This window comes from Aquibium carbonis, assembly GCF_003970795.1.
Taxonomy (GTDB): Bacteria; Pseudomonadota; Alphaproteobacteria; order Rhizobiales; family Rhizobiaceae; genus Aquibium; species Aquibium carbonis.
In genome coordinates this window covers 61,795-77,121 of the sequence record NZ_RWKW01000005.1, presented here as the reverse complement: position 1 = coordinate 77,121, position 15,327 = coordinate 61,795, and the positions used below count along the sequence as shown (strand labels likewise).

At 62.7% G+C, this 15,327-nt stretch carries 16 protein-coding genes; 10 read left to right on the top strand and 6 right to left on the bottom strand.

All coding sequences use genetic code 11. From position 1 onward, the window contains the following. Positions 1–60 precede the first annotated feature (60 nt). The 5 genes from EJC49_RS02560 (at position 61) to uvrB (ending at position 9,070) form a co-directional block, all read left to right on the top strand. The gene (locus EJC49_RS02560; RefSeq protein ID WP_245453229.1) at positions 61–3,138 is read left to right on the top strand and encodes an autotransporter domain-containing protein; all 3,078 of its coding nucleotides are present in this window, start codon (positions 61–63) and stop codon (positions 3,136–3,138) included. A 155-nt stretch (positions 3,139–3,293) separates the two neighbouring features. Further along, on the top strand, positions 3,294–4,058 hold the full coding sequence (locus EJC49_RS02555; RefSeq protein WP_126697892.1) for a DeoR/GlpR family DNA-binding transcription regulator: 765 nt from the start codon (positions 3,294–3,296) through the stop codon (positions 4,056–4,058). A gap of 313 nt (positions 4,059–4,371) precedes the next feature. Continuing rightward, positions 4,372–5,112 carry a helix-turn-helix transcriptional regulator gene (locus EJC49_RS02550; RefSeq protein ID WP_170314575.1) on the top strand — a complete coding sequence of 247 codons (741 nt, stop codon included), beginning with the start codon at positions 4,372–4,374 and terminating at the stop codon, positions 5,110–5,112. A gap of 236 nt (positions 5,113–5,348) precedes the next feature. After that, positions 5,349–5,858: a SixA phosphatase family protein gene (locus EJC49_RS02545; RefSeq protein ID WP_126697890.1), complete on the top strand. Its 510-nt coding sequence runs from the start codon at positions 5,349–5,351 to the stop codon at positions 5,856–5,858. Between the two features lie 149 nt (positions 5,859–6,007). Continuing rightward, on the top strand, positions 6,008–9,070 hold the full coding sequence (uvrB, locus tag EJC49_RS02540; RefSeq protein WP_126697889.1) for an excinuclease ABC subunit UvrB: 3,063 nt from the start codon (positions 6,008–6,010) through the stop codon (positions 9,068–9,070). A gap of 138 nt (positions 9,071–9,208) precedes the next feature. On the opposite strand, the gene EJC49_RS02535 is transcribed toward uvrB, so the two are convergent. Beyond that, complete coding sequence (locus tag EJC49_RS02535) at positions 9,209–9,568, bottom strand: hypothetical protein (RefSeq protein WP_126697888.1); 360 nt, start codon at positions 9,566–9,568, stop codon at positions 9,209–9,211. Positions 9,569–9,857: 289 nt separating this feature from the next. On the opposite strand from EJC49_RS02535, the gene EJC49_RS02530 reads away from it, so the two are divergent. Continuing rightward, on the top strand, positions 9,858–10,454 hold the full coding sequence (locus EJC49_RS02530; RefSeq protein WP_126697887.1) for a DUF922 domain-containing Zn-dependent protease: 597 nt from the start codon (positions 9,858–9,860) through the stop codon (positions 10,452–10,454). Between the two features lie 183 nt (positions 10,455–10,637). Here EJC49_RS02530 and EJC49_RS02525 read toward each other — a convergent pair whose 3' ends face one another. The 4 genes from EJC49_RS02525 to EJC49_RS02515 all read right to left on the bottom strand — a co-directional run bounded on the left by EJC49_RS02525 (position 10,638) and on the right by EJC49_RS02515 (position 12,265). Further along, positions 10,638–10,913 carry a hypothetical protein gene (locus EJC49_RS02525; RefSeq protein WP_245453228.1) on the bottom strand — a complete coding sequence of 92 codons (276 nt, stop codon included), beginning with the start codon at positions 10,911–10,913 and terminating at the stop codon, positions 10,638–10,640. Positions 10,914–11,004: 91 nt separating this feature from the next. Beyond that, positions 11,005–11,274, bottom strand: a complete 270-nt coding sequence (rpsU, locus tag EJC49_RS02520; protein WP_126697886.1) for a 30S ribosomal protein S21 — start codon at positions 11,272–11,274, stop codon at positions 11,005–11,007. Between the two features lie 88 nt (positions 11,275–11,362). Beyond that, on the bottom strand, positions 11,363–11,494 hold the full coding sequence (locus tag EJC49_RS26185; RefSeq protein ID WP_280959994.1) for a hypothetical protein: 132 nt from the start codon (positions 11,492–11,494) through the stop codon (positions 11,363–11,365). A gap of 552 nt (positions 11,495–12,046) precedes the next feature. Then, positions 12,047–12,265 carry a hypothetical protein gene (locus EJC49_RS02515; RefSeq protein WP_126697885.1) on the bottom strand — a complete coding sequence of 73 codons (219 nt, stop codon included), beginning with the start codon at positions 12,263–12,265 and terminating at the stop codon, positions 12,047–12,049. 239 nt (positions 12,266–12,504) lie between these two features. On the opposite strand from EJC49_RS02515, the gene EJC49_RS02510 reads away from it, so the two are divergent. The 4 genes from EJC49_RS02510 (at position 12,505) to EJC49_RS02495 (ending at position 14,595) form a co-directional block, all read left to right on the top strand. Then, complete coding sequence (locus EJC49_RS02510) at positions 12,505–12,852, top strand: hypothetical protein (RefSeq protein WP_126697884.1); 348 nt, start codon at positions 12,505–12,507, stop codon at positions 12,850–12,852. Positions 12,853–13,143: 291 nt separating this feature from the next. Beyond that, on the top strand, positions 13,144–13,356 hold the full coding sequence (locus EJC49_RS02505) for a cold-shock protein (protein ID WP_126697883.1): 213 nt from the start codon (positions 13,144–13,146) through the stop codon (positions 13,354–13,356). A 404-nt stretch (positions 13,357–13,760) separates the two neighbouring features. Then, positions 13,761–13,982 (top strand): cold-shock protein, encoded by a 222-nt coding sequence (locus EJC49_RS02500; RefSeq protein WP_126697882.1) that lies wholly within the window; start codon positions 13,761–13,763, stop codon positions 13,980–13,982. Between the two features lie 199 nt (positions 13,983–14,181). Continuing rightward, positions 14,182–14,595, top strand: a complete 414-nt coding sequence (locus tag EJC49_RS02495) for a BA14K family protein (RefSeq protein WP_126697881.1) — start codon at positions 14,182–14,184, stop codon at positions 14,593–14,595. A gap of 53 nt (positions 14,596–14,648) precedes the next feature. On the opposite strand, the gene EJC49_RS02490 is transcribed toward EJC49_RS02495, so the two are convergent. Then, positions 14,649–15,290 (bottom strand): MBL fold metallo-hydrolase, encoded by a 642-nt coding sequence (locus EJC49_RS02490; protein WP_126697880.1) that lies wholly within the window; start codon positions 15,288–15,290, stop codon positions 14,649–14,651. Positions 15,291–15,327: the final 37 nt, after the last annotated feature.

Genomic DNA, 15,327 nt, shown 5'->3' with positions numbered 1-15,327 from the left:
TGCTGCGCGGCCCTGTCTACCTTCCCCACTGGTGCCTCGGCCGAGGATGGCACCTTCCGGATGATCACCATCAACACTTGGGGTGATCGCTTTCGCAGCGATCTCACGCAGATCTCCGATTTCCTGATCACCGGCAACTACGACGTGATCGCCTGGCAGGAACTGCGCGCCAACAGCGCCTATGCAAGAGACGTGCCCGGTATCCTGGAAAATGGTGGGCTGGGCGCCTATGCCAGCACCCAGACCGGCGACACCGGCTTCACCTATCGCCTCGACGGAACCGCAGGCGGCGTGAATGGCAGCGGCACGCAGGGCAATCGGTTCAGCTACCTTACGCTCGACGCACAGAACATGATGCCGCAGACGACGCTCGCGTCGGTTCACTTCGACTACGCGGACAGCTCGACGGGCCGGATCGGCGAGGCCAAGAACATCCTCAACTGGACCGCCGGCATCGACGGGCCAGTCATCGTCGTTGGCGATTTCAACGCTGGCGACGTATCGGAGCGCGGTCTTCACCATGTTGACCAGCAGAAGCTGCTGCTGCGCAACTACCTGCGCTCGAACAATTCGTTCTATTACCAACTGCTGACTCAGTACGCGGTCGACAGAACGCAGCTCGACACCTTCATAACCGAGAACCGCGGCAAAACCCTCGCCAATTCCGACATCCCGGATTCGATGTTCGTCGACGAGACCTATCCAGTTGCCGGCAACACCCCCGTCACCATGAACATCCTCAAGAAGCAGTTCATCATGCTGCAGCGCGAGGATGAGCGCGAACAGTTCGCCCCACATCCCCTGAAAGACGGCAGCACGACCTGGCCGAGCGCGGGGGAAGATGCGACCAACACCTGGCCGAGCTGGGATCGCGTCAGGATCGACCATTTCATGGCCTCCAGGCCTTACGGCAAATGGTGGCAACTCGTCGACGATCCGGCGAACCAGTACGTCGGCACGATCGACGAAGTCGCCTATGCCAATGACGGCCGCACGCCGCTGACCGACCATGAGGTCGTGGCGCACGACATCAAGTGGGTCGGACCCGCGATCGAGAAGTACACCGACTCGAGCGACGCCGAGCGAAACCGCCTAGTCTGGGGCGAGGCGGCAGCCGTCTTCGACGACAAGGACAAGGTGTTCTACCTGACGCGCAACAACATGCGCACTGATGTCTATCTCGGGCAGGTCTCCGACGACAACGGCATCCCGACTCTCACCGGACTGACACTCGACGAGAAGAAGACCCTGCTGGACTGCCTGAGCACGGATTCCCGCTTTCAGCAGGCGATCCTCGAATACTGCATCGACGACCACAGTTTCATTGGAGAGACGCTGATCACCGATGGAGGCATCGTCATCGTCGACGAGGATGCAGCGCTCGGCGGGGCAGCGGCGGCCCTTCACCTGTCGAACGGAACGCTTCGGATCGCCGGCACCACCATGACGTCGCTCGACCGCGAGGTCGTGCTCGAAGGGACCGGCGGTGGCCTCGACATCGCTTCGGCGGGCAACAGCGTCACCCTCGCGCGCACGATCTCCGGCAACGGCGCGCTGACGAAGACCGGGCTTGGCGAACTGGACCTGACCGGCACCAACACCTACACCGGCGAAACGCTGATCGCAGTCGGCTTGTTGTCGGTCAACGGATCGATCGCCAGTTCCAGCCTGACCACCATTCTCGACGGCGGCACCCTCGGAGGCATCGGCACGATCGGCGATCTGCGGGTGTCCAAGGGCGGTACGCTGGCCCCGGGAAATTCGATCGGAACGTTGCATGTCGATGGCGACGTGACCTTCGATGAAGGATCGACTTATCAGGTCGAGGTCGATGAGTACGGCGAAACCGACCGCCTGATCGCGACGGGCACGATCCAGATCGACGGCGGCAGGCTGTACTTCATGCCTTCGACGGGCAACTATCTCCCTTATACCGAGTACGAGATCCTTTCCGCCGCCGGCGGCATCACCGGATCGTTCGCCTCGATCGGCTCTTCGGCCGCGTTCCTTCTGCCGCATCTGACCTATGGCGAGTATGGCGTCAGCATGCTGTTGACGCGCAACGACGTGTTCTTTTCCGAGGTCGCGACGACCCGCAATGCGCGGTCCGTCGCCCGGGCCGTGGATGAACTCGCCGCCGGCAATGCCGTCTACGACGGCATCGTGACCCTGGATGCTGCGTCTGCCGATGCCGGATTCCGGCAACTATCCGGTGAGCTCTACCCGTCGATCGTCGGCGCCTTCGCAGATGACAGCCGCTTTGCCCGCGATGTGGTCACCGATCGCATGGCCAGGCTGCCAGCCGTCGGGTTTGAAAAGGCAGAGTGGCAATCATGGATCCAGGCCTACGGCAACTGGGGACGGTCGAAGGCCGAGGGTATCGCAGACCTGACGCACAACAGCGGGGGCGTGCTGTTCGGTTTCGACACCCTGGCTGGCGCAAACAGCCGTCTCGGCTTCATGGCTGGGTATGGCGCGACGTCGTTCTCCTCCCGCGGGTACTCGGCTTCCGCCGACGCCAACAGCTTCATCTTCGGCGTCTATGGCGCGACCGCGCTGGACCGGCTTCGGCTGACCTACGGGTCGAACCTGGCGATCAGCAAGGTTGACACCAGCCGGAACGTCGCCTTCGGCGGCTTCTCAGACCAGCTCAGCGCCGATGTCGACGTCAATACGGCACAGATATTCGGCGAGGCGGCCTATGCCTTCCGACTACCGGGCGGCACGATCGAGCCCTTCGCTGGCCTCGCTCATGTCCATGCCCGCTCGGGCAGCTTCACCGAACAAGGCGGCAGCGCTGCGCTTTCGGGCGACGCCATGCGTTATGACGCGACCTTCGTCAGCTTCGGTCTACGAGCGTCGACGGAGATGATGCTGGGGACAACGCCAATGCGCCTCAACGCCGAAGCGGGCTGGCGCCACGCCTTCACGAACCGGCCAGAAACGTCCTTGACCTTCGCGGGCGGCCTCCCCTTCAGCGTCGAAGGCGCGCCCGTGAACCTCGACACCGCGTTCCTGAAGGCCGGCGTGCAGTTCGAGTTGCAGCAGAACGCGACCGTCTCGCTCGACTATTCGGGTGGCCTCTCCGCCGACGGCGGGAACCACGGCCTGAACGCGAGCCTGAAGCTCGCGTTCTGACGAATCGCCGACAAAGCGGAGCATACCGACAGGGCGGACCACATACGCCCTGTCAGCTTCTCGATCGGATCTCCGGACCATTGCGACGCGACTGGCACCACGATACTTTTTCCCGCAGAGATCAGGATTGCGGGGAAAGCCTTTGAGAGACGAGCATGGATAAGAAGACGCGGCGGCAAATGGAGCTTCTGCGTCGCCTGGAGCAGTCCCGATATCTTTCGCTGGACGACATTTCCCGGTTCTTCGACGTAACGACGCAGACGGCCAGACGCGACGTCCAGGACCTTGAACTCCAAGGCAAGGCCCGGCGGCTTCATGGCGGGGTCACTCTCACCCAGCCGATCGACCCGCTGGTGCTCCGCGCCCGGCGCGTCGAGAACGCCGAAGCCAAGGCACGGATCGGCGCGGCCGTGGCACGCCGCATTCCCGACGGTTCGGCCATCTTCATCGATGCGGGTACAACCTGCGAAGCGGTAGCCCAGGCGCTGCTCGGCCACAGCGGCCTGCGCGTCGTGACTTACAGTTTGCGCGTCGCCACCCTGCTGAGCGATGGTACCGACTTCACGGTCGCTGTGCCCGGCGGGTTCGTGCGCCCGGTGGATGCAGGTGTGTTTCGGGCGGAAACGCCCGAATTCATCGGGCGATTCAAGTTCGATCGGGCAATCATCTCGGTCAGCGGCATCGACGCAGCCGGGGACATCTGCGACGACGACCACGCAGAAGTGGCTGCCGTTCAAGCCGCCATGCGCCAATCGGACGAAGTTCTCCTGGCTGTCGACGCCAGCAAATATGGGCGCCGCGCCCTGGTCAAGCTCGCGAACCTTGCCGACGTTGATGAAATGGTGTGCGACGCCCCGCCCGTGGGGCCATTGCGGGCGCTGCTCGATGCCACGAGCCTACGCCTTTTCGTCGCCCCCTGACTCGACAGCACCATTCAACGAAACAGCCGCAATCGTGACCACCAGCCATGCATACCGCGCAGGCCAGGCCAGCATGCGCGACATTTTGTTTCAAATTCGGAATGTAATGCAAAATAACATTCAAGATTGCCGCCCATTACGTCGCTAAACCCTTGGCTTGCAAGACTGTCGTCCTGGATCGCATGATTCCGCATGGGTGCATTGCAGCACCGGCTCTATCTCAGCCAAGGCCATCGCATGTATACGATGTCATTTGAAAATAAACGAAAGACAAACGCGCCGAAATAGCGCGATGCCCCGGGGGGCGATGGCGATGAACTCAGTATCCCGCGCGGTTGCACGAACGGGTGACTTCTCGCTCAGCGAGTTGGACATGATCCGGACGCTCGGCGACGCACATGATGTGCTCAATCGCCTGGCGAGGGATCACGGCTTCGCTCATCATGCTGTCCTGCGGTTCTCGCCGGAACCAGAGACGCGCCCCATGCGCCAACTGGTTGTTACGAGCTTTTCGCGCGAAGTGGTGCAGAACTACGAGCGCGCGATGCTGGCCAGCGGAAGCAGGGCGCTGTCGGCGGCTCGCGGGTCAGTCCGCCCATTCGCTTGGGACCGGAAGTATCCAAAACCCCGCATCGCGGCACCGGGTCTGGACGATGCACGCGCCATACTGGCCCGAGTCGGTGTGACCATGGGGATGTCGCTGCCGGTCGCGGCACAGGACTGCAATCGAGGCCTCGTGATGCTGGGGGGCGAACGGTCCACGCCGACGCTCGCGGAGACGGCCCTGCTCAGCTTGTTCGTCAACGGTGTCTTCGACCGTATCGTCGCGATTCAGAACGAAGACCGTTATACGCACGACTTCCGCCTCACGCCGCGCGAACGGCAGTGCCTGATGTGGACCGGCGCCGGCAAGTCGACCGCGGAAATCGCCCGTATTCTCGAGTTGTCGGAGCACACGGTGAACCAGCACATTGCGACTTGCGCCCAGAAACTCGGCGCGGTGAACCGTACACAGGCCGTGGCCAAGGCGATACGTTTGCGCGTCATCGACTGACGACACCGGTCGGGGCTGCGGAGCCGGCAGACGCGAACATTCGTTGCGTCGGGCGAGCTATCGCTGATCGACCGCGTGCTGATCGGCTCTACAGTCGTGCCGCTGTCCCCTTGGCTCGTTGTCGACGGCCTGAAGCTGCGCAAGGGTTTAACCGCCACGGTCTTTCGCGTCGTTGCTGCATCGGTCACCCTGCCCCTGTTCGAATCAGATACCCGAGAGGAGATCGGGAGGATCACATGCGCGAACTGCTGTTCTTGCGGCATGCCAAGTCGAGCTGGGACGACGCTGTCCTGGACGATATCGATCGACCGCTCTCGGGACGCGGTCGCCGGGACGCACCGCGCATGGGCGCGATGATCGCCGGCCGGGGGTGGATTCCAGATCATGCGATCGTCTCGCCTGCCCGGCGAACACGCCAGACCTGGGAGCTGGTGCGCCCTTCCCTGGGAAACGTTGTCACCCACCATGACGAGACGATCTACGAAGCCGCGCCCGAGGCTATCCTGGCGTCGATTCGCGCTGCGCCCACGGACACGCGACGGCTGATCGTCGTCGGCCACAATCCCGGCCTCGAGGGCCTGTCGGCGATCCTTGCCTCCGACCGATCGGACCATGCAGGCCTTGCGGCGCTGCGCAAAAAGTTTCCAACCGGCGCCCTGGCGCGGTTCATTGTGGATGCTGACTGGCGCAACCTCGCTGGCGGCGGCGCGCGGCTGACGGATTTCGTCAAGCCCCGCGACCTCTGACAGCGTACGGTCCGGGACGGAGGATATCCGGCTGTTGCCTCCTTGAGGGCGGCACATCCTGACACCCTCCTGTCAGGAGCTCCGAAAGGCGCGCACCCCACCGCGCCGCCGCCCTTCCCATTTCGATGGACTCTCTCCATATTCGCGACATGGCCAGATCCCCTGAAAACGAGCGCCCGCCGCAGGCGGAACGCGATGCGTCTGCTCCGAAGCGCCGCAGTTCCACTCTCGACTTCATGGACGCCTCCGAACCGCTCGAGCCGCGCGGTTTTGGCGAAGCGCCGCAACCGGGACTGTCCGGCACGCCGCTGACCGGTTCGGTCTCAGATTGGGCGCGCGAGATGGAACGGGCGGCCGAGGAAGAGTTGCGCGCCACCGAAATGCGATCGATTCGGTCCAAAGCCGGCAAGCACCGGGTGCAGGTCGCCATCGACGCCGAGAAGGAAGCGGCGCGCAAGGCCGAGCCGGATCCTGTGCGCAAGTCGGGCAAGAAGATCCCGGAGCGCTCGTCCGCCCCGACCCGTTCGGCACGGGGAACCTCCATGGGCGGCGCGGCGACGGCAAAGGAGCGCGCCGCCGCCGGCATGAATCCGGTCGCGGGCATGGACGTGTCGCTGGAAGATGCGGCGGCGTTTGCCACCGGCAGTGTCACCGCCACCGTGGCGGCGCTGTCGGCTCTGATTGAAAGCGGCAACCCGCTTCACAAGAACGGCCAGATGTGGACGCCGCACCGGCCGGCGCGTCCGGAGAAATCGGAAGGCGGCATCGAGATCGTCATGCAGGCGGATTTCGAGCCGGCCGGCGACCAGCCGACGGCGATTCGCGACCTTGTGTCGGGCGTAAAGGAGCACGACCGCACGCAGGTGCTGCTCGGCGTCACCGGCTCGGGCAAGACCTTTACTATGGCCAAGGTGATAGAGGAGACGCAGCGCCCGGCCCTGATCCTCGCCCCCAACAAGACCCTGGCCGCCCAGCTGTACGGCGAATTCAAGCAGTTCTTCCCCGACAACGCCGTGGAGTATTTCGTCTCCTACTACGACTATTACCAGCCGGAGGCCTACGTTCCGCGCACCGACACCTTCATCGAGAAGGAATCATCGATCAACGAGCAGATCGACCGCATGCGCCACTCCGCCACCCGTTCGCTGCTGGAGCGCGACGACGTCATCATCGTCGCCTCGGTGTCCTGCATCTACGGTATCGGCTCGGTCGAGACCTACACGGCAATGACCTTCCAGATGCAGGTCGGCGAACGGCTCGACCAGCGGCAACTGCTCGCCGACCTCGTCGCCCAGCAATACAAGCGCCAGGACATCAATTTCGTGCGCGGCTCGTTTCGCGTGCGCGGCGACACGATCGAGATCTTTCCGGCCCACCTGGAGGATCGCGCCTGGCGCATCACCCTGTTCGGCGATGAGATCGAGAGCATCACAGAGTTCGACCCGCTGACCGGCACCAAGACCGGCGACCTGAAGAGCGTCAAGATCTACGCCAACTCGCACTACGTGACGCCGCGCCCGACGTTGAATCAGGCCATCAAGTCCATCAAAGAGGAGTTGCAGCACCGGCTGCACGAGCTTGAAAGGGCTGGACGACTGCTGGAAGCGCAGCGGCTGGAGCAGCGCACCCGCTTCGATCTGGAAATGCTGGAGGCTACCGGCTCCTGCGCCGGCATCGAAAACTATTCGCGATACCTGACCGGCCGAGCGCCGGGCGAGCCACCGCCAACTTTGTTCGAGTACATTCCCGACGACGCGATCGTCTTCATCGACGAGAGCCACGTCACCATCCCTCAGATCGGCGGCATGTATCGCGGCGACTTCCGCCGGAAGGCGACGCTGGCCGAGTATGGCTTCCGCCTGCCCTCTTGCATGGACAACCGGCCATTGCGCTTCGAGGAGTGGGACGCCATGCGCCCGCTGACCGTGGCCGTGTCGGCCACGCCCGGCAACTGGGAGATGGAAGCGGCCGGCGGCGTCTTCGCCGAACAAGTGATCCGCCCCACAGGCCTGATCGACCCGCCGGTGGAGGTGCGGCCCGCCAAGAACCAGGTCGACGACGTCCTGGGCGAAATCCGCGAAACGACTCGGAAGGGCTACAGAACGCTCTGTACGGTGCTGACCAAGCGCATGGCCGAGGATCTGACCGAATACTTGCACGAGCAGGGCATCCGGGTGCGCTACATGCACTCGGACATCGACACCCTGGAGCGCATCGAGATCCTGCGCGACTTGCGGTTGGGCGCCTTCGACGTGCTGGTGGGCATCAACCTCTTGCGGGAGGGCCTAGACATTCCCGAATGCGGCTTCGTGGCCATCCTCGACGCCGACAAGGAAGGGTTCCTGCGCTCGGAAACCTCGCTGATCCAGACGATCGGCCGCGCGGCGCGCAACGTCGACGGCAAGGTCATCCTATACGCCGACAAGATCACCGGCTCGATGGATCGGGCGATGGCCGAGACGACGCGCCGTCGGGAGAAGCAGCTCGCCTGGAACGCCGAGCATGGCATCACGCCCGAAAGCGTCAAGAGCCGCATCGCCGACATCCTCGACTCGGTCTATGAGAAGGACCACGTGCGCGCCGACATCTCCGGCTTCACCGAGAGCGGCAAGGACAATCTCGTCGGCAGCAATCTCAAGGCGCATCTCGAGCATCTGGAGAAGGCGATGCGCAACGCCGCCGCCGATCTTGATTTCGAGACGGCCGCGCGCCTGCGCGACGAGGTCAAGCGCCTGCGCGAGACCGAACTCGCCGTCATGGACGATCCGCTGGCGCGCGACACCGGGGTGGACAACACCAAGGCGAGCCGCAAGGCGAAGGCGCAGGGCAAGCCGGTGGGCCCGGCCGGCAAGGCCGGCCAGATCGGCACGAACAAGCCCGCCGGCCTCTTCGCCAAGCCGACGCTCGACGAGATGGGCACCTCGGGCGACCACGCCACCCCCGCCGGCGCCGTCGACCGCTCGCTGTTTCGCAAGAACACGCTCGACGAGATGACCGTACGGCGCACCGAAAAGCCGGTGGAGGGAGCGAGGCCCAACCCTTCGAGACCGAGGTCCGCGGCCGGAGCTCCTCCACATGTCGGCGGGAAACGTTCGGCCGATGACCCGAGCCCTTTTGTGCGCGGCAGGGTCGGCGCGGGTTCCTACGAAGACCAAGGCGACGAAAAACGCCAGAAGCGGAGGCCGGGCAAGACCGGACGGCCGGGGCGGTAAAATGGCGCCACGCGCCGCCTGAGGCGCAGGTTTTCCATTGCCGCGACTGCCGCCGATAGGAATGGCCCGGTCGGCGACGGCCGGGCCACTCGATTACGCCGGTAAAGGGCGCCGCGCCAACGATGGCGCATCAAGATCTCAGCATTTCAGGAACGTCTTGTTGATGATGACGATCCCGCCGATACTGATCGTCAGCCGCACGCCTGTCGGAATGCCCCACGTCGTGCAGATGCTGATGCAGGCCTGCGCAGCCGTGCCGCTCGGGAACGTACTCGGGATGGGAAGGCAGACGCTGCCTATGCCGAGTGGCAGATTCAGGCACACCTGGCCGTTGTTGACCGTGACCGAGATACACCCAGCAGAAATGCTGAGATGACCGTCGTCCATCGGGGTGAGTTCGCCTCCCTTTGCCTTCAGGGCCTCGACGTCATGGTAACCTCGCGCAGCTTCCAGCGCGGCTTCGACATGTCTGCGGTCAAATTCCGGATAACTCGCCATCTGATTGATCCTCCATTGTTGCATAAGCGGGACAGCAGCACCTTTTGGTTGCAATCTGCCATACGCACTACCATTGATAGCATCCTTCCTGCTCTGCGATCAAGAATTGTATAGATCACACCAATTATTCTACTTTTGGTTGTTTCTTGAGGAATGGTTTCCCCATCCCTCCACGTGGTGCACACAAGAAATGCGGCCTCACTCTCGGTCGAACCGGGTGCTTGCGCACGGCGACCGAGGTGTCTACGCGTCAAAGGGAAAACACGACAACGGGCGAGGAGCGGAATCCATGAGGACGACCCATTGCGTCGCGGCGGCACTGGTCGCCTTTGCATGGCCCGCATGCGCCGCGGACTGGAAAGCCGTGGAAAAAACGGAAACCTATGCTGTATCAGGCGTGACGGGCATGGAACTCTATGCCTCGATCGGCGCGAAGGGACCGTTGCTGTCAGGAGGGACGCGGGCGATCGCCTATACGACCTTCGATCTGAAATGGTCGCGCGACTACCGACCGCAGCCCGACGGGTCCTGCACGCTGGTGAAGGGTAAACCCTGGCTGACGATCACCTACCGCCTCCCCAAGCCTTTGCAGCCATTGCCGACCCCAGTGCTGGAGAACTGGAAACGCTTCATCGCAGGCATGACCAAGCACGAGAAGGTGCATGGCGACCACATAAAGGAGATGGTCGACCGGATTATCGCCACGACGGTCGGCGTGAACATACCGAATGATGCCGAATGCAAGAAGATCAGACAGCATCTCCAGACGCCTCTGAGCGAGGCATCGCTCGAACAGCGCGCACGCTCGAATGCCTTCGATCGCGAGGAGATGAGCCCCGGCGGCAACGTCCACCGGTTGATCCTGGATCTCGTAAACGGCGGGTGACGGATGGCGTTGGAATGATCGGCAGAAACGGGAAGCAACCTGCTGACGTCGGCGACGAGCACACGACGCAAGTGCCCAAAGACGTGGTGGTTGCGACGGGGCTCGTAGAGCAGCGGGTCTGCCAAGGCCAGGAGCGTCGATCGATCCCGGCCTCTGAGACCGGCCGTGATGGTAATGGGGGACTCAGCGCGGTCGCTGAGTCATAGCGCGGCGCGGCGCGGGTGCTTTCTTCGCGGCTGGCTTCTTGGACGGCTTCTTCACCGGCTCGGCGGCTTCGCCCGCAATTTCAGCCTGGGCCTCCTGCTCAAGACGCAGTTTGCGCAGGCGCTCGGTCTTCTTCTCGCGCGCGGACACTTCCGCGTCGATGATGGCACGAGAGGCGTTGGTCGTGTTGTCCGACTTGCTGTTGCGGCCGGCTTCCGTCGACTTGAAAAGCTTGTCCTTCGTCATGGAGGCCATTCTAGTCTCCTTTCCGTCTGGAGAACCGGCGTTCGGAAGAATCGCCAGGGAGCAAGCAGGCCGCGCTATTCGTCGCGCGGCCGCTCAGCGATCAGTAGCGCGGCGTTGAAGGGGCGGCGCCCGGACGAGCGGCGAAAACCTTTTTCTTCGGAGCGGGCAAGAGGCCTTCCCGCTGTGCCTGCTTGCGAGCGGCCTTGCGGCTGCGGCGGACGGCTTCCGCCTTTTCGCGCACGCGCTTCTCGGACGGCTTCTCGTAGGAGCGGCGGGCCTTCATTTCGCGAAAGACGCCTTCGCGCTGCATCTTCTTCTTCAGAACCCGGAGGGCCTGATCGACGTTGTTGTCGCGTACGAGTACCTGCAAGGGATATCCTGTCCTGTCTGTTGGTGTTTTCGGTTTGTCTTGTCTTCAGTTTGCCATCGGATCTATCGCCTACCGCGATCCGTCGGCGTCATTTTTTCTTCGACGCAGCATCGTTGGCCTGCTTCACCTGCGCACCGAAGGGGATCGGCGCTGCGACAGCCTTCTTGTCCTTCTTCGGCTTCCGGACTTCCTTGTTGCTGCGCATCTGGCCCTTGGCCATGATCGTCACCCTTCGTGTCTCGCCTATATCAACCGCCCGGACAACTCGAACTCCTGCAATTGCAAGCGAACAAGGGCCCAACGCATTCTTCGTTCCCGTCCTGCTACGGACGCTTTTCCTCTTTCGGTTTTCGACCAGCTAGAGAAAGCCGACGACCGAACGAGCACCTGCCGACCAGCTGAGCTGACGCAAGGAGCAAGGCATACGGCGCGAGGCTCCCCAACATCCGAAAAACAAAAAGCGGAGAAGACCCCCCGCTTCCGTTTCACCACCCGACGCGTGACCGTAGCAGGGAGGCAGCCAGCACTTTCGCCATGATTTACGCCAATGCCCTACCGAAACATTTCGGTTCGGCTAAAGGCGCGCGAATGCCACTACAGCAATAAGACCTTGGAAACCGGTCCAGTCCGCCAAATACCCCGCGCAAGTCACCTCGCACGCGGAATCAAACGTCCACGCCTGCGCTCAATATGACGCAAAATCCCCAGTTTTGCAAGGGACGCCCGCAAGTTTCGTTCAGAAACCGCCCCGCTCGCTTATCCAGGTGATCACTTAGCCTTCAAGACCAGCGCGCACGAGATCCAAAGGCTGACGGGGTCCACGACGCCATGCTATCAGGATGCGCTTTTCGATAGTAGCGCGCCGCTTGCACTCGCGTGCCGCGATACCCAGCTCGGCACATACCGCATCGACAACTGGCCGGATCTCATCACCAGCCACCTCGGCAATGCTGCGATTGGGGAGCGTGCTCCCGAGCACAGGGTCGATCATGGCCGGCCTCCTCTGTTGCCGCCCGGCGGCTCGCGCCGCTCTCTGTACGGAACGGACGTCCGCTTGAGATCAACATATCGCATTGCGGGCCAATGAACAGTCCGCCATCATCACACTTTGCCCCGGCGCAGTAACGCAAGCGGCTTTCGCGTGATGACGCAGCGCGATATTCCGCGCCCGGGTGCATCCATGCGTTGGGTGGGTTGCTTCAAGCACCCTGAGCGACGATAGTCTGCCGCATGATGTTTGGTCTTGTCCTCGCCGTTGGACTCGGCGCCTCCCTCTCCGCCTCGTCCTTTGCCGGGCCAACACCGCCTCAGCAAATCCCAGCACCGTCGATCTTTGTCAGCGGCTGCCACGCCGACGTGCAGCGACACTACGTGCCGGAATTTCGCGGAATGGAGCGTCACCGCCACCTGCCGGAGAGCTGTCGCCCCATACCCGAACGGGGACAAATCCGGCCGCTTGATTGTCACCGCGATGTCAGGCGGCATTTCGTGCCCGGATTGGGCGTCATCCTGCATCGCCATGTCGGCGATGATTGCGATATCCGCCGCATCAACCGCTCATCCGCGCCAAAGCCCTGAAGCGCGGCGAGCATTGCGCCGATCCGGACGACGGATCCCGATAAGTCGCTGTTAGCTTTCAGCTTTACTTCCGCTCGCAGTCCCGTGAACGACAACTCGTCTTGTCAATCGCCCAATTTCGTGCAAATCTTGGAACTGTTCGGGTTATGTGCAGGCCCGGAGACTGGAACGTTAAGAGGACGACCTTTCCCCGAAAGTGAGAACACTCGACGCGAACGCTGACCCGGACCGGATCCGTGGCCAACGCCCGGCGCCGATCCTTCGATCCACGACGGGAAAAGGAGTTTCCCAATGCCCCAGACGGGCACTGTCAAGTTCTTCAACAATGAAAAGGGCTTCGGCTTCATCAAGCCGGATGGTGGCGCGAAGGACGTGTTCGTCCATGTGTCGGCCGTGCAGGCATCCGGGCTGGGCTCTCTGGCCGAAGGCCAGAAGGTGAGTTTCGACACCGAACCGGATCGCATGGGCAAGGGACCCAAGGCCGTCAACCTTCGTCCTGCCTAAACGATACGGACGAAGCGTCTTCACCATCCGTCGACTGCGAGGCGCAGGGTTGTGCCTCGTTGCTTCTGGACGTGTCATGCGTGATGCGCCTTACCTTGGCATCGCCCGCAACGGCTTGCCTCGAACTCTTCTCGCTGCTCATTGGGCCCTTGTCGCGGCGCGAATATATCCCTTGCTCCCTCGCCAGAAATAAAGGACAGTTTTGATATTCGGGCTACCGCTGACCCGGAGACTGAAGCGCCGTACCGGATCGCAATTGATTCGATAGGGCCGAGGCAGGGAGTGATGGATTGCGCTTATTGCAATCAAGTTCGCTCCGCATACGTACCAGTTCGCCGGCTTCGGCTTGAGATCGAGTGGACGCGGGCCTGGGTTCGCGATGTGACGATAGCAGGGAGCTGTACATGGCCCGGACGACCGGAACCGTGAAATTCTTCAACCAGGACAAGGGGTTCGGATTCATCACGCCCGACGATGGTGGGAAGGACATTTTCGTGCACATCTCCGCCGTGCAGTCTTCCGGGATGGACTCCCTAACCGACGGGCAAAAAGTCTCCTTCGATACCGAACCGGACAAGCGTGGCAAAGGCCCCAAGGCGATCAACCTGTCGGTTGATCGTGGCTGAGACATCGATCAGTTCTCGGTGTAGAGGGTGTTGGAGCCGCAGTAGGGCGCGGGACGGCAATCGGCGATAGCGGACCGTCTGGGTTTGCGCCCTGTTCCCGTCGCGGTGACATGTTCAGCCTGCATTCAGCCGCTCAGGCCTAAATCTCCGGACATGATCGGCTGCCACGGGCGGCGGTCGGCAGATCCAAGGAGATCACATGAAACGGATTGCCCAATCCTTCGTCCTCTCGGCGATCGTTACCGCCGCGACCCTCACCCCGGTGCTCGAGGCGAGCGCTGGCGAGCGCTGGCGCGAGCAGCGTCCCCGTCATCCGCAGCACCATCACCGGCACGATGCCACGGGCGATCTCGTTGCTGCCGGTGTCCTGGGGCTTGCGATCGGCATTATTGCTGCCACGGCGCTGGAGGGGTCGACGGCCCCCGTCTATCCGGACACGTCGTACTACCCGCCGGCCCCCTATGGCGGTGCGTCGGTCGTCTATGGCGAGCAGATCGAACCATGGACTCGAGATTGGTACCGCTATTGTTCGGCACGCTACCGGTCCTTCGATCCACAACGCGAGACCTTTCGCGGCTATGACGGCTACGACCATTTCTGCGTCGCCGGCTGACCGCGACTTTCGATCGGGCGTCCGCGTGGCGGGCGCCCACCGAAGTGTCACGGTCAGCGCAAGAAGGGATTGGTCCGCCGCTCCTCGCCGATCCGGCTGCCCGGTCCATGGCCACAGATGAACCCGACGTCGTCGCCGAGCGGAAAGAGCTTTTCCCGTATCGAACGGATCAACAGATCATGGTTGCCACCAGGCAAATCGGTTCGGCCGATCGAGCCCGAAAAAAGCACGTCGCCGACATGGGCAAATCCGGCACCGCGATTGTAGTAGACGACGTGTCCCGGTGCATGTCCCGGACAGTGCAGGACCTCGAACACATGATCGCCGAAGGACACCGTCTCGCCCTCGGTGAGGAACCGGTCGGGCGTGCAGTTGCGTACCGCGCCGTCCAGACCGAACATCTTCGCCTGGCTTTCCAGATTGGAAAGCAATGGCACGTCGTCGACGTGCGGCCCCACGATCTCGACGTCGAGCGCATCCTTTAGGTCCATCGCGCCGCCGGCATGATCGATGTGGCCATGCGTGAGCCAGATCGCTTTCACGGTCAGCCCCTTTTCCTCAATCACGGTCAGGATACGGTCAATGTCGCCACCCGGATCGACCACGACGGCGGTCTTGTCATCGGTGTCGAACAGGATCGTGCAGTTCTGCTGGAAGGGCGTGACCGGAATGATCCCGGCGTTGAGCTGTCCCATGGCGTTTCCTTCTTTCGCATCGATCCGACATAGGCAA